The organism is Ruegeria sp. F12 (assembly GCF_056533885.1).
Map to the genome: position 1 here is coordinate 1 of NZ_JBQFOV010000004.1, position 18,036 is coordinate 18,036.

The 18,036-nt window shown below is 58.2% G+C and carries 20 protein-coding genes; 14 read left to right on the top strand and 6 right to left on the bottom strand.

From position 1 onward, the window contains the following. Positions 1 to 89 precede the first annotated feature (89 nt). Together ACR0CA_RS06760 and ACR0CA_RS06765 are read right to left on the bottom strand one after the other, a co-directional pair. Complete coding sequence (locus ACR0CA_RS06760) at positions 90 to 980, bottom strand: FAD:protein FMN transferase (RefSeq protein WP_480897888.1); 891 nt, start codon at positions 978 to 980, stop codon at positions 90 to 92. Further along, the gene (locus ACR0CA_RS06765) at positions 977 to 3,040 is read right to left on the bottom strand and encodes a 4Fe-4S binding protein (RefSeq protein ID WP_480897890.1); all 2,064 of its coding nucleotides are present in this window, start codon (positions 3,038 to 3,040) and stop codon (positions 977 to 979) included. The genes ACR0CA_RS06760 and ACR0CA_RS06765 overlap by 4 nt, the downstream gene beginning before the upstream one ends. A gap of 197 nt (positions 3,041 to 3,237) precedes the next feature. Here ACR0CA_RS06765 and pqqA point away from each other — a divergent pair, with 197 nt between their 5' ends. The 10 genes from pqqA (at position 3,238) to ACR0CA_RS06815 (ending at position 10,062) form a co-directional block, all read left to right on the top strand. Continuing rightward, a complete protein-coding gene (gene pqqA / locus ACR0CA_RS06770; RefSeq protein WP_170537497.1) occupies positions 3,238 to 3,345 on the top strand; it encodes a pyrroloquinoline quinone precursor peptide PqqA in 108 nt (35 codons plus the stop codon). Positions 3,346 to 3,372: 27 nt separating this feature from the next. Beyond that, the gene (pqqB, locus tag ACR0CA_RS06775) at positions 3,373 to 4,260 is read left to right on the top strand and encodes a pyrroloquinoline quinone biosynthesis protein PqqB (protein WP_480897892.1); all 888 of its coding nucleotides are present in this window, start codon (positions 3,373 to 3,375) and stop codon (positions 4,258 to 4,260) included. Beyond that, positions 4,257 to 4,985, top strand: a complete 729-nt coding sequence (gene pqqC / locus ACR0CA_RS06780) for a pyrroloquinoline-quinone synthase PqqC (protein WP_480897893.1) — start codon at positions 4,257 to 4,259, stop codon at positions 4,983 to 4,985. The genes pqqB and pqqC overlap by 4 nt, the downstream gene beginning before the upstream one ends. Next, positions 4,982 to 5,269 (top strand): pyrroloquinoline quinone biosynthesis peptide chaperone PqqD, encoded by a 288-nt coding sequence (pqqD, locus tag ACR0CA_RS06785; RefSeq protein ID WP_170790036.1) that lies wholly within the window; start codon positions 4,982 to 4,984, stop codon positions 5,267 to 5,269. The genes pqqC and pqqD overlap by 4 nt, the downstream gene beginning before the upstream one ends. Next, positions 5,266 to 6,345 (top strand): pyrroloquinoline quinone biosynthesis protein PqqE, encoded by a 1,080-nt coding sequence (gene pqqE / locus ACR0CA_RS06790; protein WP_480897895.1) that lies wholly within the window; start codon positions 5,266 to 5,268, stop codon positions 6,343 to 6,345. Before pqqD ends, pqqE begins: the two co-directional genes overlap by 4 nt. Before the next feature lie 125 nt (positions 6,346 to 6,470). Next, on the top strand, positions 6,471 to 7,466 hold the full coding sequence (paaA, locus tag ACR0CA_RS06795) for a 1,2-phenylacetyl-CoA epoxidase subunit PaaA (protein ID WP_480897896.1): 996 nt from the start codon (positions 6,471 to 6,473) through the stop codon (positions 7,464 to 7,466). Between the two features lie 3 nt (positions 7,467 to 7,469). Further along, positions 7,470 to 7,760 carry a 1,2-phenylacetyl-CoA epoxidase subunit PaaB gene (gene paaB / locus ACR0CA_RS06800; protein WP_170785990.1) on the top strand — a complete coding sequence of 97 codons (291 nt, stop codon included), beginning with the start codon at positions 7,470 to 7,472 and terminating at the stop codon, positions 7,758 to 7,760. Then, the gene (gene paaC / locus ACR0CA_RS06805; RefSeq protein ID WP_480897897.1) at positions 7,760 to 8,521 is read left to right on the top strand and encodes a 1,2-phenylacetyl-CoA epoxidase subunit PaaC; all 762 of its coding nucleotides are present in this window, start codon (positions 7,760 to 7,762) and stop codon (positions 8,519 to 8,521) included. Before paaB ends, paaC begins: the two co-directional genes overlap by 1 nt. Before the next feature lie 5 nt (positions 8,522 to 8,526). Further along, complete coding sequence (paaD, locus tag ACR0CA_RS06810) at positions 8,527 to 8,985, top strand: 1,2-phenylacetyl-CoA epoxidase subunit PaaD (RefSeq protein WP_480898261.1); 459 nt, start codon at positions 8,527 to 8,529, stop codon at positions 8,983 to 8,985. Between the two features lie 9 nt (positions 8,986 to 8,994). Then, complete coding sequence (locus ACR0CA_RS06815; protein ID WP_170773567.1) at positions 8,995 to 10,062, top strand: ferredoxin--NADP reductase; 1,068 nt, start codon at positions 8,995 to 8,997, stop codon at positions 10,060 to 10,062. On the opposite strand, the gene ACR0CA_RS06820 is transcribed toward ACR0CA_RS06815, so the two are convergent. The 3 genes from ACR0CA_RS06820 to paaI are packed head-to-tail and all read right to left on the bottom strand — an operon-like array spanning position 10,059 to position 12,409. Continuing rightward, positions 10,059 to 10,667 carry a TetR/AcrR family transcriptional regulator gene (locus ACR0CA_RS06820; protein WP_480897898.1) on the bottom strand — a complete coding sequence of 203 codons (609 nt, stop codon included), beginning with the start codon at positions 10,665 to 10,667 and terminating at the stop codon, positions 10,059 to 10,061. The genes ACR0CA_RS06815 and ACR0CA_RS06820 overlap by 4 nt on opposite strands. 4 nt (positions 10,668 to 10,671) lie before the next feature. Continuing rightward, entirely contained in the window at positions 10,672 to 11,973 is a 1,302-nt protein-coding gene (paaK, locus tag ACR0CA_RS06825) for a phenylacetate--CoA ligase PaaK (RefSeq protein ID WP_480897899.1), read from the bottom strand. Between the two features lie 10 nt (positions 11,974 to 11,983). Next, a complete protein-coding gene (gene paaI, locus ACR0CA_RS06830) occupies positions 11,984 to 12,409 on the bottom strand; it encodes a hydroxyphenylacetyl-CoA thioesterase PaaI (protein WP_480503814.1) in 426 nt (141 codons plus the stop codon). 149 nt (positions 12,410 to 12,558) lie between these two features. Here paaI and paaZ point away from each other — a divergent pair, with 149 nt between their 5' ends. From paaZ to ACR0CA_RS06850, 4 genes are all read left to right on the top strand, one after another. Beyond that, positions 12,559 to 14,610, top strand: a complete 2,052-nt coding sequence (gene paaZ, locus ACR0CA_RS06835) for a phenylacetic acid degradation bifunctional protein PaaZ (RefSeq protein WP_480897900.1) — start codon at positions 12,559 to 12,561, stop codon at positions 14,608 to 14,610. A 74-nt stretch (positions 14,611 to 14,684) separates the two neighbouring features. Beyond that, positions 14,685 to 15,419: a hypothetical protein gene (locus ACR0CA_RS06840; RefSeq protein WP_480897902.1), complete on the top strand. Its 735-nt coding sequence runs from the start codon at positions 14,685 to 14,687 to the stop codon at positions 15,417 to 15,419. 149 nt (positions 15,420 to 15,568) lie between these two features. Then, the gene (locus tag ACR0CA_RS06845) at positions 15,569 to 16,432 is read left to right on the top strand and encodes an SGNH/GDSL hydrolase family protein (protein WP_480897904.1); all 864 of its coding nucleotides are present in this window, start codon (positions 15,569 to 15,571) and stop codon (positions 16,430 to 16,432) included. A 23-nt stretch (positions 16,433 to 16,455) separates the two neighbouring features. Continuing rightward, positions 16,456 to 17,340 carry an SGNH/GDSL hydrolase family protein gene (locus ACR0CA_RS06850; protein WP_480897906.1) on the top strand — a complete coding sequence of 295 codons (885 nt, stop codon included), beginning with the start codon at positions 16,456 to 16,458 and terminating at the stop codon, positions 17,338 to 17,340. Here the strand turns inward: ACR0CA_RS06850 and ACR0CA_RS06855 are convergent. Beyond that, entirely contained in the window at positions 17,337 to 17,966 is a 630-nt protein-coding gene (locus ACR0CA_RS06855; protein WP_170773551.1) for a response regulator transcription factor, read from the bottom strand. The genes ACR0CA_RS06850 and ACR0CA_RS06855 overlap by 4 nt on opposite strands. Positions 17,967 to 18,036 lie beyond the last annotated feature (70 nt).

Below are 18,036 nucleotides of genomic sequence, written 5' to 3' on the forward strand. Positions count from 1 at the left end.
TCAGCGTCATGACCAAACGCGCAGTACAAACCTGCGCGTAACCGCCTAGACAAACGAACCCAAAAGCCCCGCAACAAAAGCGGGGCTTTTTATGTTTTAATAGATTGAATTGTACCGTCGTCTTGCACACAGATTGCGGTCGGATTGTCCGGCGATCGGGTTAAAGTGCGCGAGATTTCCGCAGCGTTCGCATGGCAAAAAGCCGTGGAAAGCGCGTCTGCCCAAGTGGCCGTGTTGGCGGTGACGCTGACGGTTGACCACAAGGCTGGATCTTGCCCTTCGGGGTTCAGGATGTGGGATTGAGTTCCTTCCAGGTACATCGCGCCAGGGCTGGAAGTTGCGACGGCACGATTTTTGAGCGCGACCGTTTCTACAAGGCCATGTAGGGGATCAGCAATGCCCATAGTCCAGGGGCGGCCCCCTGCGTAGAATTCACCTATGTTGACCAAAACGCTGGACCATCCGGCCTGTTTCAGCGCATGTGCCACAAGATCGGTCGCATATCCTTGCGCGATGCCATTCAGCGTCAATGCCTGACCATTGTCCAGCCTGATCCGTTCGGCTGTGATGCTAACGCGTTCCCAACCGATCAGGGAGCGCGCATCATTCACATCCCCGCCCTGCCGCAAAGCGGCCCAGAGCGGTTGTACCGTTGGGTCAAACAGGCCTTTGGTCACTCGATGTGCTTGCCCGCATATGCGCAACAGGTCCAGCATTTCGCGCGGAGGGTTCCTCAGCAAACCGGTCTTGTTGAGTTCAGATAGGACCGAGTTTGGATCATAGAGGCTGAACATCTCCTCGCATCGTTTGAGCAGCCTCTCAACGCGGGAAATGGCGATTTGGGCATCTTCGGGGGTGGCATCCAGGGTCAGGCTGACCTCGGCCCCCATGGCGTATCCCTGCCAGTGGATGGACCTCGCCGCGGCAGGCGTGGCCAGTGCGGCGGCGGATATAGTAAGGAAACGGCGGCGGGCGATCATTCGGCGGCGACCTTTCTGGCCTGACGTCGGGCCGCGACGATCAGTGGTACGCAGCGCTGTTTGTCATCGTGGATGGCGACGCAGTCGAGGCATTGGAAGCACTCGTCATATTGAATCTGGCCTGTTTTCTTGATCGCGCCGTATTTGCACTTCACACGGCAAAGCTGACAGGGAGAGCCGCACTCGGCGCGTCGATCGATCCAGTCGCGTCCGCGCAGAAGCCCACCGATCGCCAGAAATGCGCCCAGGGGGCAGACATAGCGACAGAAGCCTTTGAACAGGACCATGCCCAGCAGCAGCCAGAAGACGGCATAGGCCACATAGTACCATTCACGGATGAAGAACGTGGTGATTGCGGTTTTGAAGGGCTCGACCTCGGCGGCTTTGTCGACTTGATCAGGGGCAACGAAGACGGTGACGATCAGACCGCCCAGCACAATGTATTTCAACCACTTCAACCTTTGGTCCCAGGCGCGGGAGGGTTCGATTTGCGGGACGCGCAGGGCTTTTCCGATATGATGTGCCAACTCTTGCAATGCTCCAAAGGGGCAGAGCCAGCCACAGAACAGTCCCCTGCCCCACGCGACGAGGCCTGCAATCGACACGGCCCAGATCAGCAGCGAAAACGGGTCGTATAGAAGGAAAGCATAGCTGCCCCCGTCGAGGGCTGTTCTAAGCGTGCCCAGTACGGTGACAATGGAAAGCTGTCCCTGTCCCCACCATCCGACAAAGCCAACCACCACCGCCAGAATGGTCAGGCGCAGTGGTGTGAACATAGGTTGCGCGGCCAGTGCATTCATGCGCAGGCTCAAGATGCCAACAAGCACGGTCAGCAGGACACCAAGCACAATCATATCGTTTTGACGATTGCGCAGCGCTTCGAGCCAAGGTGGCGCGGGCTTGATTTGCACGGGGCGCTGAAAGAACCGCGCAGGGGTGACATGGGGGACGTCCATGGTGACCGAGCCGATCTCGGGTTGAAACATCCCGTGTTCGCGCACAGCCAGTACCTTAAGCACCCATTCCCGCGATGGATCGAAGCCCAGTCGCCGGTCGGTGCGCAGGATCATAGCGGTGCCGTCCGGCATTCCGTCGGCAAGCTCGACCAGCAGGTCTGCATCGCGCAGCGCGACAGGCAGTCCATCCTGTTCGGCCGAGATCCAATCGGGCGCGGTGTTGCGCACAAACTCGTCGCTGACCAAGCCGTGACGGGCGGTTTCGATCAGCAGGATCGGCTCATCATTGTCCGAGATTTCCATGAAGCGTTGAAGCTCATCAAAACTGTCTTCAGACAGGGCCGCGCGGGCGATGGATTTCGGTCCGAGGTCCACAATCCAGAGGTCCAGGAACGGCTCGGCCGGGTAGTCCTGCGCTTCGGGGTCGTCATCCTCCCACAATGTTCCAGCAAACAGCGCGTCGACCTCGGCATTACTGAGGGTCTTGTGGGTGGCGATACCTTGATCAACCAGAGCGTCCCATGTCAGCGCCTCGTCATAGTCGGGGTCGGGATAGGCCGGGGGCGCGGTGGCCAGTCCCTGCATCTTTTCGCGGGCAACCGCCAAGGCGGCCCCCATGACAGATTCGTGGGCAATTCGGACGCTGGCCGTGGCCTTGGTAACGCCGTCGAGGTAAACAAGCTGTGAGCCGCTGGCGGCATCCCCATATGGCGTGCCGACGACGATCGAGTCTGAAATAGACAGCCCTCCATACTGTTCGAAATATTTGTGGAACGGTGCCTGGCCCAGACCTGACACAAAGATCGGCTCATTATGTTCGATCAGTTGGACGTCCAGAAAACGACCTTCGAGATCGAGCACGACCAGCATGTTGATAGGCGCGCCGGAGAAACCGGGCAGCGGGGCTAACGGTTCTGTTTCAAAGACATAACCCGCCTCGATCCCGCCAGAGTTGAGCAAGGAATAGACGCCGTCGTCGTTCAGGGCCTCGCCCAGCGAAAAGGGCGCGCGAACGAACGACGCCAGTTTCTCACGTGGCAACGGCTCGGCCATGGCCGTCAGACCGCTTAGGATCAGCAAAAGCAGGGCAACGATCACGCGCATATACGCAACATTATATTTACGCCCCAAGCCGCGACATTCGACAAAAGTCCTAAGCCTTATCTACGACCCCAAGACGGTTGACGTGGTGGGGCGCGGCTCGGACACTGTGACCGGAGTGTACGACCAAAGCAGCATTTTCCGAAAATGATGTGGGTTGTAGGTTTTTTGAAATTGCCAGTCACTCATGGGAGGTAGCGATGACTTGGAGCACACCGAAACTGAAAGAAGTGAACTGCGGTATGGAGATCAACATGTATTCTCCGTCCGAGGATGAAGGCCGCGAGCACGAGCGCGACCTGTTCTGATTACGTGATCTCTAGCGGAGGCCCGAGGTGCATTTTCTGGTTCTTGGGGCTTCTGCAGGCGGTGGTTTACCGCAATGGAATTGTGGTTGCCGGAATTGCGAGGATGCCCGCAAGGGCCTTATCCCGCCTTCCGGCCAATCGTCATTGGCAGTCTCGCCTGACGGCGTTCGGTGGAGCATTCTGAACGCATCACCTGACATCCGGCAGCAGATGCTGGACAATCCGAAAATGCATCCCCGTGCGCTGCGCGACACGCCTGTGGCGTCAGTGTTGCTGACCAATGGGGATATCGACCATATCGCCGGGTTGTTGAGCCTGCGTGAACAGACGCCGTTTTCGCTGTTTGCAACGGGGGATATTCTGGATGTTCTGGCCCAGAACAGGATCTTCGATGCTGTGAACCGTGAAAAGGTCGAACGGACACGGATATCTCTGGATCAGGACTTTGCTTTGCAGAATGGGTTACAGGCGCGCTTGTTTGCGGTTCCGGGCAAAGTGCCTTTGTTCATGGAAGGTGACAGTGTTCAAACCGATCTCATTGGGGAGCAAACTGTTGGAGTGCGCCTGACGACAGGGGACAAGGTTGCCTATTACATTCCGGGATGCGCGCAAATCACCCCGGCTCTGCTGGATCAACTTGTGGATGCGGATCAGTTGTTCTTTGACGGAACACTTTGGGATGATGATGAGATGATCCGCACGGGCACCGGTGTAAAGACGGGTCAGCGTATGGGCCATATCTCGGTCAGTGGGCTTGATGGTTCTATCGAGGGGCTGAAGGGCATCGCGGCGGCCAAGACCTATATCCATATCAACAACACCAATCCTATTTTACAACCGGACGGGCCGGAGCGTGCCTTTGTCGAGGCCGCAGGCTGGACCGTTGCCTATGACGGGCAGGAGATCACGATATGAGCCGAGAGAGCCTTGAAGCCCGTCTGCGTCAGATCGGGGCCGAGCGCTATCATGACAAGCACCCGTTTCATCACCGCCTGCACAGCGGTGAGTGCACCCCGGATCAGGTGCGAGCCTGGGTGATCAACCGCTGGGCCTATCAGGCCGCGATCCCGATGAAAGACGCGGCCTTCATGTCGCGCTGCACCGATCCGGACATCCGCCGCGAATGGCGCTCGCGCATCGAGGACCATGATGGCGACATTGGCGAAGGCGGTGGCATCCGGCGCTGGTTGAAACTGGCCGAGGCGGTTGGGCTTGATCCGGACTATGTCGCCTCGGGGCGTGGGATTTTGCCTGCCACGCAATTCGCAGTGGATGCTTATGTGCATTATGTGCGTGAGAAGCCGCTGTTGCAGGCAGTCGCGTCCTCGCTGACCGAGCTTTTTGCGCCGAAGATTCATGAACAGCGGATCGAAGGACTGCTCGAGCATTACGATTTTGCCAATGCCGACAGCCTGTCCTATTTCCGCAATCGTTTGACTCAGGCCCCCAAGGACGTGGCTTTTGGTCTGAATTGGGTTCTGGATCATGCCGACACGTCCGAGAAAGAGGACATGGCCTGCGAGGCTCTGATCTTCAAAACCAATGTGTTGTGGGCGCAGTTGGATGCGCTGTGGTCGGCCTATGTTGAACCTGGGATGATCCCTCCGGGTGCGTGGCAACCGGGCGAGGGTTTGCTATGACTCTGGAACTGCGCCAGAGCGACCGTCCATACCTGCCGCGCGGCGTGCGGGTGCAGCGCGATGAGGTGCGCGACCGCACGGTGTTGATGGCGCCCGAGAAGGTGATCGAGCTGGATCAGATCGGGATGGCTATTTTGTCCCGCGTCGATGGGTCTGCCCGGTTTTCCGAGATCGTGCAGGACCTTGCCGCTACCTACAACGCCCCGGCCGAGCAGATTGAAACGGATGTTCAGCGCTTTTTGCAGACCTTGCGCAGCCGCGTCTATCTGATGGTGCGGGAATGAGTGCCCCTGCCCCCATCGCAATGCTGGCCGAGCTGACGCATCGCTGTCCGCTGAGCTGCCCCTATTGCAGCAATCCGGTGGAACTTGAACGCAAAGAGACCGAGCTAGACACTGAGACTTGGAAAGACGTGTTCAAACAGGCCCGCGCGCTGGGTGTTTTGCAGCTGCATCTCTCCGGGGGGGAGCCCGCATCCCGGAGAGATCTGGAAGAACTGACAGAATACGCATCACAAATTGGGCTTTACACCAATCTGATCACCTCGGGCATCGGGCTGACCCCCAAAAGGCTGGACCGGCTGGAAGAGGTCGGGCTGGATCATGTCCAACTGTCGCTGCAAGGGACGAATGCCGCTTTGGCTGATCATATCGGCGGGTATCGCGGCGGGTTTGACCGTAAGATGATCGTTGCGCGCGAGATCCGGGATCGGGGCATTCCCTTGACCCTGAATGCCGTGATGCATCGGCAAAATCTGGATGATCTGGACCGCACGATTGAAATGGCCGTCGAATTGGGAACACGCAGGCTTGAGGTTGCCTGTGTCCAATTCCATGGATGGGCTTTGAAAAATCGTGCCGCACTGTTGCCGACACGTGAGCAGGCTTTAGCCGTGAAGGACACGGTCGCCAAAGCCGCGCAGCGTCTGCAAGGTGTTCTGGCGTTCGATTTTGTTCCGCCAGATTACTACGCGGATTTCCCAAAGGCCTGCATGGGCGGCTGGGGCTCGACCGGGTTGAACGTGACGCCAGATGGCACTGTTCTGCCCTGCCACGCCGCGCAAACCATCAAACATCTGCAGTTTGACAACGTCTGCAGTAAATCGCTGGCAGAAATCTGGCAAAACAGCCCGGCCTTTAACGCCTATCGCGGCACGGATTGGTTGCCGGAACCCTGCCAGAGTTGCGAGCGGAAAGAGATCGACTTTGGCGGCTGCCGCTGTCAGGCCTTGGCCTTGGCCGGGGATGCGGCTGCGACTGATCCGGTGTGTCGCAAGTCGCCCTTGCATGCGCAGGTCTCGGCCATTTTGCAGGAAGCGCCGGAAGCAGGTTCGAATGATCTGATCTACCGAAAGCTTTGATTTCACGTTCGGTTTTTTGCCGGTGAAAATATGTTACTAAAATATTGAAAATTGCAAAAAATGTAACATAATGGAGGGCGTGACGACTGAATCAGTCACCCAGGGTGTGTAAGGAGGACGCAGCCATGTACGCGCAGATGGTACAGTCGACCGGAAAAGGTGTTCAGGACCGCAAGGAGATGAGCCCTGAGGATCAGGCCTTTCAAGACCGCATTGATCGCGGCGAAAAGATCGAGCCCAAGGACTACATGCCCGACGCCTATCGCAAGACGTTGATCCGCCAGATCGGCCAGCACGCCCATTCCGAGATTGTCGGCCAACTGCCCGAAGGCAATTGGATCACCCGCGCCCCGACACTTGAACGCAAAGCCAATCTTCTGGCCAAGGTGCAGGACGAGGCCGGGCATGGGCTGTATCTTTATTGCGCGGCCGAAACGCTGGGGGTCAGCCGGGACGAGCTGGTCGAGATGTTGCACTCCGAGCGGATGAAGTATTCGTCCATCTTCAACTACCCCACCCTCACATGGGCCGATATGGGCGCGGTTGGTTGGCTGGTTGATGGGGCTGCGATCATGAATCAGGTGCCGTTGCAGCGCACCTCTTTTGGTCCTTACGCGCGGGCGATGGTGCGTATCTGCAAGGAAGAAAGCTTTCACCAGCGCCAAGGCTACCACATCATGATCAAGATGGCGAAAGAGGGCACCGCTAATCAAAAGCGCATGGCGCAGGATGCGCTGAACCGGTTCTGGTACCCCGCGCTGATGATGTTTGGGCCGTCCGACAAGGAAAGTGTGCATTCGGCGCAGTCGATGGCGTGGAAAATCAAGATCAACACCAATGATGAGCTACGGCAGAAATTCGTGGACGAAACCGTCCCGCAGGCCGAGTTCCTTGGCCTGACCATCCCCGACGAGAACCTGCGATGGAACGATGAGACCGGACACTATGAATTCAGCGAACCCGACTGGTCCGAATTCTTCGAAGTGATCTCGGGCAATGGCCCGTGCAATGTCGAGCGTCTGAACGCCCGGCGGAAGGCCTGGGACGATGGCGCGTGGGTGCGAGAGGCCATGCTGGCCCATGCCCGCAAATCCCAAAAACGCGCGCAAGCGGCGGAGTAAGCAATGACACATGAAAACGAATGGCCCCTGTGGGAAGTCTTTATTCGCGGCCAGCACGGTATGAGCCACCGGCATGTCGGCTCATTGCACGCAGCCGATGCGGAACACGCGATCCGCAATGCGCGTGATGTCTATACCCGTCGGAACGAGGGCGTCAGTATCTGGGTGGTCGAGGCCGCGAAGATCACCGCCTCCAGCCCCTCGGATAAGGGGCCTCTGTTCGATCCGGCGCGGGACAAGGTCTATCGTCATCCGACGTTTTACGACATCCCGGAAGAAGTTGGGAAAATGTGATGGCTCTGGAAAACCCCCTGTTCGAATTCCTGCTCAGACAAGGGGACAATGCCCTTGTGCTGGGGCATCGCACGTCGGAATGGTGCGGGGTTGCGCCAATTCTGGAAGAAGATATAGCGCTGGCTAATATGGCGCTGGACCTGATCGGTCAGACGCAGATGTGGCTGGGCTATGCGGGCGAGGTCGAAGGGACCGGTCGCTCGGCCGATGATCTGGCCTATCTGCGCGACGTCTACGATTTTCGAAACCTGTTGATGCTTGAGGTCCCGAATGGTGACTTTGGCCGAACTCAGATGCGTCAATTCCTGTTCGATGCGTTTCAGGTGCCTTGGCTGACGCGCTTGCAAGACTCCGGCGATACCCGCATTGCCGAGATCGCGGCGAAATGCGTGAAAGAGGCGCTTTATCATTTGGAACGGTCGTCCCAGACCGTGATCGCTTTGGGTGATGGAACCGAGGACAGCAACGCGCGCATGGTTGAGGCGTTGATGTTCCTGTGGCCCTATAGCGGCGAGATGTTTGTTGATGACGCAACCGATCAGGCGATGGCCGATACGGGCGTTGCCCCCCTGCCCTCGGAGCTGCGCGCGCCGTGGTTGGAGACCGTCGAAGCTGTTGCGGCAGAGGCCTGTCTGACCCTGCCTGACAGCGACTATGCGCAGAAAGGCGGGCGTACAGGGTTCCGCCATACAGAACACCTGGGCCATATGCTGGCGGTGATGCAAACCTTGCAGCGCTCCTATCCGGGGGCCACGTGGTAGGTACGATGGCTGTCACCGAAGCGGAGGTCTGGGATTGGCTTGAAAACGTGCCTGACCCCGAGATTCCGGTGATCTCGGTCGTTGATCTGGGCGTGATCCGGGGGGTGGACGTCAGGAATGACAGTGTGACTGTGACGATCACGCCGACCTATTCCGGGTGTCCCGCCATGGCGGTGATTGCGTTGGACATAGAAGCCGAATTGTCGCGCAACGGCATCGACAATCTGGACATCCAGACCCGTATAGCCCCGGCATGGACAACTGACTGGCTGTCCCCCAAAGGCCGCGCCCGGCTTGAGGAGTTCGGCATCGCCCCGCCGCAACCCGCAGGTGGCCCTGAACGGTGCCCGCATTGCAAATCAAAGCAGGTCGAAAAGATCAGCCAGTTCGGCTCGACCCCTTGCAAGGCCCAGTGGCGCTGCATGGATTGTCTTGAACCCTTTGACTATTTCAAATGTATCTGAGGTCCCGTTATGGCTATGTTTCATCCCCTTAAAGTAACGGACATCCACAAAACCATCCGCGACGCGGTGGTCGTGACCTTGAAACCCGAAAACCCCGAGCATTTTGCGTTTGCGCCGGGCCAGTATCTCACCTTCAAACGGGATTTCGATGGAGATGAGTTGCGCCGGTCCTATTCGATCTGCGCCGCCCCGCATGAAGGTATCTTGCAGGTTGGCATCAAAAGCGTGGATGGCGGTGCCTTTTCCACCTGGGCTAATACCGAGCTGCAAGTGGGCGACGTCATGAACGCCATGCCGCCGATGGGCAATTTCCATGCGGCCGCCAATGCCGATGCGCCGCACTACCTGGGCTTCGCCGGGGGCTCTGGTATCACGCCGGTGCTTTCGATCCTGAAAACCGCATTGACCGAGGACCCGTCGGCCCGGTTCACACTGGTTTACGCAAACCGTACCCCCAATACGATCATGTTCCGGGAAGAGTTGGAGGACCTCAAGAACCGCTTTCTGCACCGGTTGAACATCGTGCATATCCTGGAAGATGACAGTCAGGAGATTGACCTGTTCAAAGGCCGCGTCGATGCCGAAAAATGCGCGGCCCTGTTCCAGCACTGGATCGACATCAACTCGGTCTCTCTGGCCTATATTTGTGGGCCAGAACCGATGATGCTGGCGATTTCGCAGTCGTTGCAAGATCACGGCCTGACAAAGGATCAGATCCGGTTCGAGCTGTTTGCTTCATCCCAACCGGGACGTGCCAGAACCCGCGCTGTCTCGCGGTCGGTGGCTGAGAATGGCATCAAGGGGCGCGTCACATTGGGCGGCGAAACGCGGCAGTTCACCATTCCCAAGGATACCAGCCTGCTCGAGGCCGCGCTGGCTGAAAACCTGGATGCGCCCCATGCCTGCAAGGCGGGCGTGTGCTCGACCTGCAAGGCGAAAGTGTTGGAGGGCGAGGTCGAGATGGTCGCCAACCATGCGCTGGAAGACTATGAGGTTGAGGCAGGGTTCGTTCTGACTTGTCAGTGCTTTGCACTGTCCGACAAGGTGGTCTGGGACTATGACGAGGCGGGGCACTAGCCCGCGTTCTGCACTCCGGGCAACCCGGCAACGGTTAGGCGCGCGATGGTTCTGGCATAGCCTTCGCGATCGGCCCGCGCGGCTTTGGGTTGCCACATATAGTACCAGTTCAGCATTCCGAAGACTGACATTGTCACTTCGCGCAAAAGCTGCTGGTTATCTCCCAGCTTGCCGTCACTGATCGCGTTGAGAATAGCGCTCATCTGCGCGACCATGTCTTTTTGGTAGGCCTTCAGAACCTTCTGCATGTTTTGCGGCAGCAGCGACACGCCTTCGCTTTGGATTTTGTGTTCGAAATCCATGCCTTCATAGGCCAACAGGTATTCCCGCAGAACCAGATGCAATCGATCCGCTGGGGGCATGTCGTCCAAATTGAGAGCCGTGACGCGGTTATTCAATTCAGAGAGGTAAGTGTCCAGAATATCGAACAACAAGGCCTCTTTGCCGTCGTAGTAGTGGTAGATGTTGGCCTTCGAAATCCCCGCAGCCTTAGCCACTTGGTTCATCGAGGCGCGCGCAATGCCTTCGCGTGCGAACACGCTGGCGGCGACCGACAGGATGCTTTGACGTTTCTGGTCGTGATCCTTTGCGATGGTGCGGGCCACTGGTTTAGCCCTTGGGTCTGTTGTCGATCACGCGGCGGGCTTTGCCCTGACTGCGTTCGACACTGCCGGGGGTGCCGACAGAAACGGTCGCGCCGACGCCGATCGTGTCCCTGATCTTTTTTGCCAAGACCCCGGACAGGGCCTGTCTGGAGTCCTCGCTTGCCGCAGCCTCAACATGCACTGTCATCGCGTCCATGCGCCCGTCGCGGGTCAGTTCGATCTGGAAATAAGGGGCCAGATCAGGAGTTGCGAGAACCAGTTCCTCGACCTGAGTGGGAAACACATTCACGCCGCGTAGAATGATCATGTCGTCCGAGCGCCCGGTGATCTTCTCCATCCGCCGCATTGACCGCGCTGTGCCCGGCAACAGCCGTGTCAGATCACGGGTCCGGTAGCGGATCATGGGCAGGCCCTCTTTGGTGAGGGTGGTGAAAACCAACTCGCCCATTTCGCCATCCGGCAGAACTTCACCGGTTTCGGGGTCGATAATTTCGGGAAAGAAGTGATCTTCCCAAATATGCAAACCGTCTTTGGTTTCGACACATTCATTGGCCACACCCGGTCCCATGATCTCGGACAGGCCGTAGATATCGACCGCGTGCATGTCGAACGCCTCTTCGACCTCGGCACGCATGGCATTGGTCCATGGCTCTGCGCCAAAAATGCCGACCTCCAAAGAGGTGTCACGCGGGTCGATCCCCGCCGCGTGGAATTGTTCCAGGATGTTGAGCATATAGGACGGCGTCACCATGATCGTGCTGGGGCGGAAGTCTTGAATCAGCATCACTTGCCGCTCGGTCATACCGCCAGAGACCGGGACGACAGTGCAGTTCAGCTTTTCCGCACCGTAGTGTGCACCCAAGCCGCCGGTGAACAGGCCATAGCCATAAGCGACTTGCACAGTATCACCGGGTTTGGTGCCGCTGGCGCGCATTGATCGGGCGACCAGATGGGCCCAGTTGTCGATATCCGTGCGCGTATACCCGACCACGGTTGGCTTTCCCGTGGTTCCGGATGAGGCATGAAGGCGCAGGATCTGATCCTGCGGCACGGCGAAAAGCCCAAACGGATAATTGTCGCGCAGGTCATTTTTGTAGGTAAATGGGAATTTGGACAGGTCGCTCAGGTCCGTCAGGTCATCCGGGTGAACCCCTGCTGCATCGAACCGTTGTCGATACATGCGCACATTGTCATAGGCGTGTTTCAGTGACCATCTGAGCCGCTGTAACTGAAGCGCTCTGATTTCATCCAGAGACGCAATTTCGATCGGGTCGAGCGTGTCTCGGGCCGGTGTCAGGTCTTTCATGGGCGCCTCCCTATTCTTCGAACAACTGTCCGGGCACGGCCCGAGAGCCGCCGCGGAATTCAGCGATCACAGCGTCGCTTTGGTTGGTGACGGTCACGTCATAAATGCCGCTACGCCCGGTCAGAGCGACCTCGCGCGCGCGGGCCGTCAGGCGGTCGCCCAAGCGGCCGGGCGTGATGTAAGAAATCGTGTTGTGTTGGGCGACAGTGGATTGATTGCGGCTGTTGCAGGCAAAGGCAAAGGCGCTGTCGGCCAGCATGAAGATCAGCCCACCGTGGCAAATCCCGTGCCCGTTGACGTGGTGTTCTGCGACGGTCAGGGACAGCTGCGCCTGCCCCTCATCCACCATATCAATCTGCATACCTGCCCAGGGGCTGGCATTGTCCGAGGCCCACATGACCCGGGCTGCACGTTCGGCGCGCTCTCTCGGGGTCATGATGGCACCTTTGGACGTCTGTCAGGCGCGTTATCCAGCACGATATTCTCCTTGATCTTTGCCCGTCCTAAATCTAAACATTCCATAAACCGACCGGTAGGTCAATTAATCAGTGACGCCTTGCCGGTCCTTATCGCGGGGATCGCCAGATGAATATTCAGGACGTGCACAGCTATGTTTGCGGGCAATGGATCGGCAGCGACAGCACCGCACGCGAGATCCATTCGGCCGTTACCGGTGAGCTGATCGCGCGCGCCGGAACCAGCCACTTGGATGTGGGCGCGATGCTGGTATACGCGCAGACCAAAGGCGGCCCAGCCCTGCGCAAGATGAGCTTTCACGACCGGGCCAGAATGCTTAAGGCGCTGGCGCTGCATCTGGGTCAGCATAAACAAGCGCTTTATGACGCCTCTTTCGCGACAGGGGCGACTCAAAGGGATCACATGATTGATGTCGATGGCGGGATCGGCACGGTTTTGGTCATCGCCAGCAAGGGTCGGCGCGAGATGCCCAATGACACGATCTATCTGGACGGCCCGGTTGAACGTCTGTCGCGGCAGGGTACGTTTTTGGGCCAGCATGTCTGCACCTCGCTGGCCGGTGTGGCCGTTCACATCAACGCGTTCAACTTCCCGGTCTGGGGGATGCTGGAAAAGCTGGCTCCGACCCTGCTGGCCGGTATGCCCGCGATTGTGAAACCGGCCACCGCGACCTGCTATGTGACTGAGCTGTGCGTTCGGATCATGCTGGACAGTGGTCTGCTGCCCGAAGGGGCCGTGCAGCTGGTCAGCGGCAATCTGGGCCCGATACTGGATCATCTGGGCGGGCAGGATGTCGTCAGCTTCACAGGCTCGGCGGCGACGGCCCGCAAGCTGCGCAGTGCGCCCAGTATTCTGGACAACGCCACCCGCTTTGTGGCCGAGCAGGACAGCCTGAACGCGTCAGTCCTTGGTCCGGACGCAGTGCCCGGAACGCCCGAGTTTGACTTGTTTATCAAGGAGGTCCAGCGTGAGATGACCGCGAAAGCCGGGCAGAAATGCACCGCCATCCGCCGCATCATGGTGCCTGAGGCGCATATCGACGCGGTGTCAGATGCCCTGCGGGATCGGTTGAGCTCGGTCGTGATCGGGAATCCGGCGGATGAGAAGACTCAGATGGGAGCGCTGGTTTCGCAAGCGCAACGCCGTGATGTGTTGGAAAAGGCGGCTCTGATCGGGCAAGAGGCCGAGCGTATTTTCGGCGACCCCGATGATTTTACTGTCCACGGCGCCGACGCAGACAAAGGGGCATTTGTCCCGCCGATGCTGTTCCGCTGTAATACGCCGGATGCGGCGCAAACTCTGCACGCGGTCGAGGCCTTTGGTCCTGTTTCTACCGTGATGCCCTATCGGGATTTGGATCACGCGATTGAACTGGCCAACAAGGGCGAGGGCAGCCTTGTGGCTTCGGTCATCACACATGACCCCGAGGTCGCGCGCCAGTTTGTGATTGGTGTCGGGGCGTTTCATGGGCGGCTCTACCTCAACAACCGCGACTCGATGAAAGAAAGCACCGGCCATGGGTCCCCCCTGCCCCACATGGTTCATGGCGGCCCTGGTCGCGCAGGCGGCGGCGAAGAGCTGGGCGGCATACGCGGTGTAATGCACTATATGCAGCGAACTGCCGTACAAGGCAGCCCGGACCTGTTGACGCGGATCGGCAAGAAATGGGTGCCGGGGGCGACTGAGGCCACGGACCGCGCCCATCCCTTCATCCGGACGTTCCACGAATTGGAGGTCGGTGAGACGCTGGTGACGGACCCGCGCGAGATATCGTTGGACGATATTGAAACCTTCGCCCATTTTACCGGCGACACGTTTTACGCGCACATGGACGAGGCAGCGGCCAGTCGAAATCCGTTCTTTCCGGGGCGGGTTGCCCACGGATACCTGCTGCTGAGTTTTGCGGCGGGGCTGTTTGTACAGCCGGACGAAGGCCCGGTACTGGCCAATACCGGCCTCGACAATCTGCGGTTCCTGAAACCGGTGCAGGCGGGCGATAGTATCCGCGTGCACCTGACGGTCATGCAAAAGACCCCGCGCAACCAGGACTATGGTGAGGTGCGCTGGCACGTCTCGATCCGCAACCAAGAGGACGAGCTGACCGCCGAATACGAGTTGCTGACTATGAACGCCTATGCGCAGCCTGATCCTGCGGGATAAGCGTAGCCACGTGACCCGTCGGCATGGTACTTAAAGGGGCGCAACAGAGTGTACCCCCTTGGAAAGACCTACATTTGACTCCTGCCGAGACATTGATTGAAGACCTTAGCGCGCTGGAGCCGATCAAGACCTGGTCCCTGATCGTGACGCTGTTTGGTGACCTGAATGGTCAGCCCGTCACCGGCAAGCAGCTGGGTGCAATTCTGGGCCGGGTCGGGATTAAGACCGAAGCCATGCGCGTTGCCCTGCACAGGCTGCGCAAGGACGGCTGGATCGTATCCACCAAAATCGGCCGCGAAGTGACCTATAGCCTGTCCAGCCATGGTTTGGCCGAAACCCGCGCGGTCTATGAGGACGTGTACCGTCAGGATGTTAAATTTCCCGATGGTTGGTGTGTGGCTTTGACTCGACAGGATTGTGAGCCGACCGGCGCGATGATCCGTCTGGACCGGGCATTGTTTCTGGTGCCGGTATCCGAGGCTACGCGCAGCGATCAGACACGGCTGCGATTTGAACCCGAGCCCGTGCCCATGTGGTTCGCCGGCAAGATTGTTGCACCGCAGATCATAACGCATGTGCAGCGTCTTCATGATCTGGCGGGACGCATGGATTTTCTGACCCTGCCCGCCCTGCCCCAAGCCACGATACGCCTTCTGCTTCTGCACCATTGGCGCAAAATTGCGCTGCGAGGGTCAAGCTGGGCCCATATCTCACTATGTCCAGACGGCCCGCTTGCGCTATGCCATCAACGTGTTTCGGGTTTGTTGGCCGAACTGCCCAAACTTTCAACGGATCACCTGACGATGTGAGATCGACTCCGTCATGCTCACCGATGCAACAGCGCAACGAACCCTTTTTGTAACCTGGTGTTGATTGGTATTTCATTGCCCAATACGCCATCTTTTACCGATCAGTAAGAAAACGGGTTGAAATTTGACCGCACGATCAAGGTGACTGCGTGACGACAAAGATAGTTTCATTTCTAAACGCAGCGCTGGTTTCGGTGTTGATGTTGGGCGGCCACTCGGCCTTGGCACAGCCAGATATTCTGGTGCTTGGGGATAGCCAGATCTCGTTCGGGGCGGGCAAGGAATATGTTCGGTTCTTTGCGGAATTGCCGAACCGCTGCGAGATGACGCAAAAGCGCACCAAGCTGCTGGAAAAGCTGGGCCCACGCCAGACGGCGGCCATCGGGGTGCGGTCGACATCGCTTCAATCATGGACCTCGACCAGCGGGCCGACGCGCGGTGCCATTTGTGACGTTGACAAGAAATACGGCGTGAATGCAGGCGCCTACGGCATCGACGGCAACCCGGACCGGGTGTTCATCCAGATCGGCAAAGGCAAGTCCTATCAGTTCTGCAAGCCGAAACAGACCGCCTTCGAGTCGATGTTTGCAGATGGCTACTATGACCCTGACCTGCTGATCCTAACCTTTCTGGGCAATTCTGCGGACAGATGGGCAAACTCACCCGACGCGGCCGAAGAGGACGTGCGGCGGACTTTAGCTCAGGTGCCTGAAGATACGGCATGTATCTATATCTCCAGCGCGCCGGTTTACCTGAAAAAGACGAATGACAAGCGGATGAAAGCGCAAACCGCCATCGCCCGCGCGTTCGACCGCGCCGATGCGCAGTGTATTGCGGTTGAGGGGTTCAACGCGAAAACACGTGCGGCAATCGAAGGGAAGCCCAAGTTTTTTCGCCGCAACGATGCCGGTCGCGTCAAAGACCCGCATCATCCCAGCAACGCCGCCATTCGCCAATTTTTAAAGATCAACACGACCGAGTTTTGCGACGCCATATTCTCGGCCCTTGAATAAAGAGACCGCATAAAGGGGGAAACATGCAGTTTCTGACAAAAGCACTGAGCCTTGTCATAGGCGCGTTGATGATGGTGCCTGCAGCGCAGGCGGAACCTTTCGACTCGCCCGAGATTTTGATTATCGGTGACAGCCAGATATCTTTCGGGTCAGGCCCGGCATTTCTGGAGTTTTTCAGCGACATAAAAAGCCATTGCAAACCAAACGCCCAGCAAAAAAGCCATCTGAAACGTTTGGGGAAGATGCGCGTGGGTGTCATTGGTGTTCGTTCCAGCTCGATCAGCGCGTGGACGGCGCGATCGGGGGCCGGAAAGGACACGATCTGCAAGGTCGATCCGAAATGGCGGGTGAACGCGGGTGCCTATGGTTTTGTCAACAATTCCGACAAGAAATTCGTCCAGATCGGGCAAGGGCGCGAATACCAGTTCTGCGCGCCGGGGACCTCGCCTTTGGAGCAGATGCTGCGCGAGGATTACTATGACCCAAAGCTGATACTGATGTCATTTCTGGGCAATTCGGCCAAACGTTGGGCCAACAGCCCCGAGGCCGCGATCCGCGCTGTGCAGCGCCTGAAAAGCCAGCTGCCGCCGGATTTGCCCTGTATCTTCATGACGACAGCACCGGCCTATAAGAAAAAGATCGTGGACCTGCGTCTGCGCGCGCAGGAAAACCTGATGAAGGCGTTTGAGACCTCTGGCCTGCGCTGTTCTTTCGTGCCGGGGGCGACGCCGGAAACCGTTGCGGCCAATCAGGGCAACAAAGAGTATTTCCGGCTGAACAAGAAAGGGCTGGTCAAGGATCCCTACCATCCCAACGAAGCGGCCGCGAAAAACTTCTTTGCGCTTGAGATGGATCAGATTTGCACGGCCATTTTCACCCAGATCGAACCGGTGAAAGAGCAGAGCTAGTCCGACGCCGTCTTGGACGAATAGTAGAACGCAATTGCCTGGGCCCGGTTCTTGACCGAGAGCTTTTCGTAGATGTTGGACAGGTGAAACTTCACCGTGTTTGCCGAAATTTGCAGCTCTTTCGATAGATCACGGTTGGATAAGCCTTTGGCCAAGGCTTCAAGGATTACAATTTCCTTGCGCGACAGGCTTTGCAACGGGTCCCTTTGCATTTTGCGCACGTCGATAAATGGGAACACCATCTTGCCGCGCGCAACGTCGATGCAGGTTTCCAGCAGCCCCTCGACCTCGCCCGAGCGCGAGGCGAACCCGGCCGCCCCCGCCTGCATCGCCAATCGGGGGATTTCTCCGCCGTCATCGCCATAGACGACAAAACGCGGCGGGTTCTCTTGTTCGCGCAGGACCTCGATCAGCTTTGCAGCACCAAGAACGGGCAAATTCCACGAGATCACGCAGATTTTGACCGGCACCCGCATGATGGCACCCAGAAACCCTTCGGCCGTTGCTGACGTAGCGACCAGAGAGAATCGGGGGTCTCGCTCGAATATTTCAGACATGGCCGACAGAACCAGCGGGTTGTTGTTGGCCAGCATGACATCAATGGGGCGTGAGGCGGCATCGGACATTGATTTTCCCCGAAAAATTACAAAAACCACCCGTATGGGTAGGTTCTAAATCCGTATACAACGGCATATT

Coding starts and splice junctions, on each gene's coding strand:
- pqqD (WP_170790036.1), top strand. CDS start 4,982: ATGACTCTGGAACTGCGCCAGAGCGACCGTCCATACCTGCCGCGCGGC.
- pqqA (WP_170537497.1), top strand. CDS start 3,238: ATGACTTGGAGCACACCGAAACTGAAAGAAGTGAACTGCGGTATGGAG.
- paaC (WP_480897897.1), top strand. CDS start 7,760: ATGGCTCTGGAAAACCCCCTGTTCGAATTCCTGCTCAGACAAGGGGAC.
- pqqE (WP_480897895.1), top strand. CDS start 5,266: ATGAGTGCCCCTGCCCCCATCGCAATGCTGGCCGAGCTGACGCATCGC.
- paaB (WP_170785990.1), top strand. CDS start 7,470: ATGACACATGAAAACGAATGGCCCCTGTGGGAAGTCTTTATTCGCGGC.
- paaZ (WP_480897900.1), top strand. CDS start 12,559: ATGAATATTCAGGACGTGCACAGCTATGTTTGCGGGCAATGGATCGGC.
- paaA (WP_480897896.1), top strand. CDS start 6,471: ATGTACGCGCAGATGGTACAGTCGACCGGAAAAGGTGTTCAGGACCGC.
- ACR0CA_RS06850 (WP_480897906.1), top strand. CDS start 16,456: ATGCAGTTTCTGACAAAAGCACTGAGCCTTGTCATAGGCGCGTTGATG.
- paaK (WP_480897899.1), bottom strand. CDS start 11,973: ATGAAAGACCTGACACCGGCCCGAGACACGCTCGACCCGATCGAAATT.
- paaD (WP_480898261.1), top strand. CDS start 8,527: ATGGCTGTCACCGAAGCGGAGGTCTGGGATTGGCTTGAAAACGTGCCT.
- ACR0CA_RS06855 (WP_170773551.1), bottom strand. CDS start 17,966: ATGTCCGATGCCGCCTCACGCCCCATTGATGTCATGCTGGCCAACAAC.
- ACR0CA_RS06765 (WP_480897890.1), bottom strand. CDS start 3,040: ATGCGCGTGATCGTTGCCCTGCTTTTGCTGATCCTAAGCGGTCTGACG.
- pqqC (WP_480897893.1), top strand. CDS start 4,257: ATGAGCCGAGAGAGCCTTGAAGCCCGTCTGCGTCAGATCGGGGCCGAG.
- paaI (WP_480503814.1), bottom strand. CDS start 12,409: ATGACCCCGAGAGAGCGCGCCGAACGTGCAGCCCGGGTCATGTGGGCC.
- ACR0CA_RS06760 (WP_480897888.1), bottom strand. CDS start 980: ATGATCGCCCGCCGCCGTTTCCTTACTATATCCGCCGCCGCACTGGCC.
- ACR0CA_RS06815 (WP_170773567.1), top strand. CDS start 8,995: ATGGCTATGTTTCATCCCCTTAAAGTAACGGACATCCACAAAACCATC.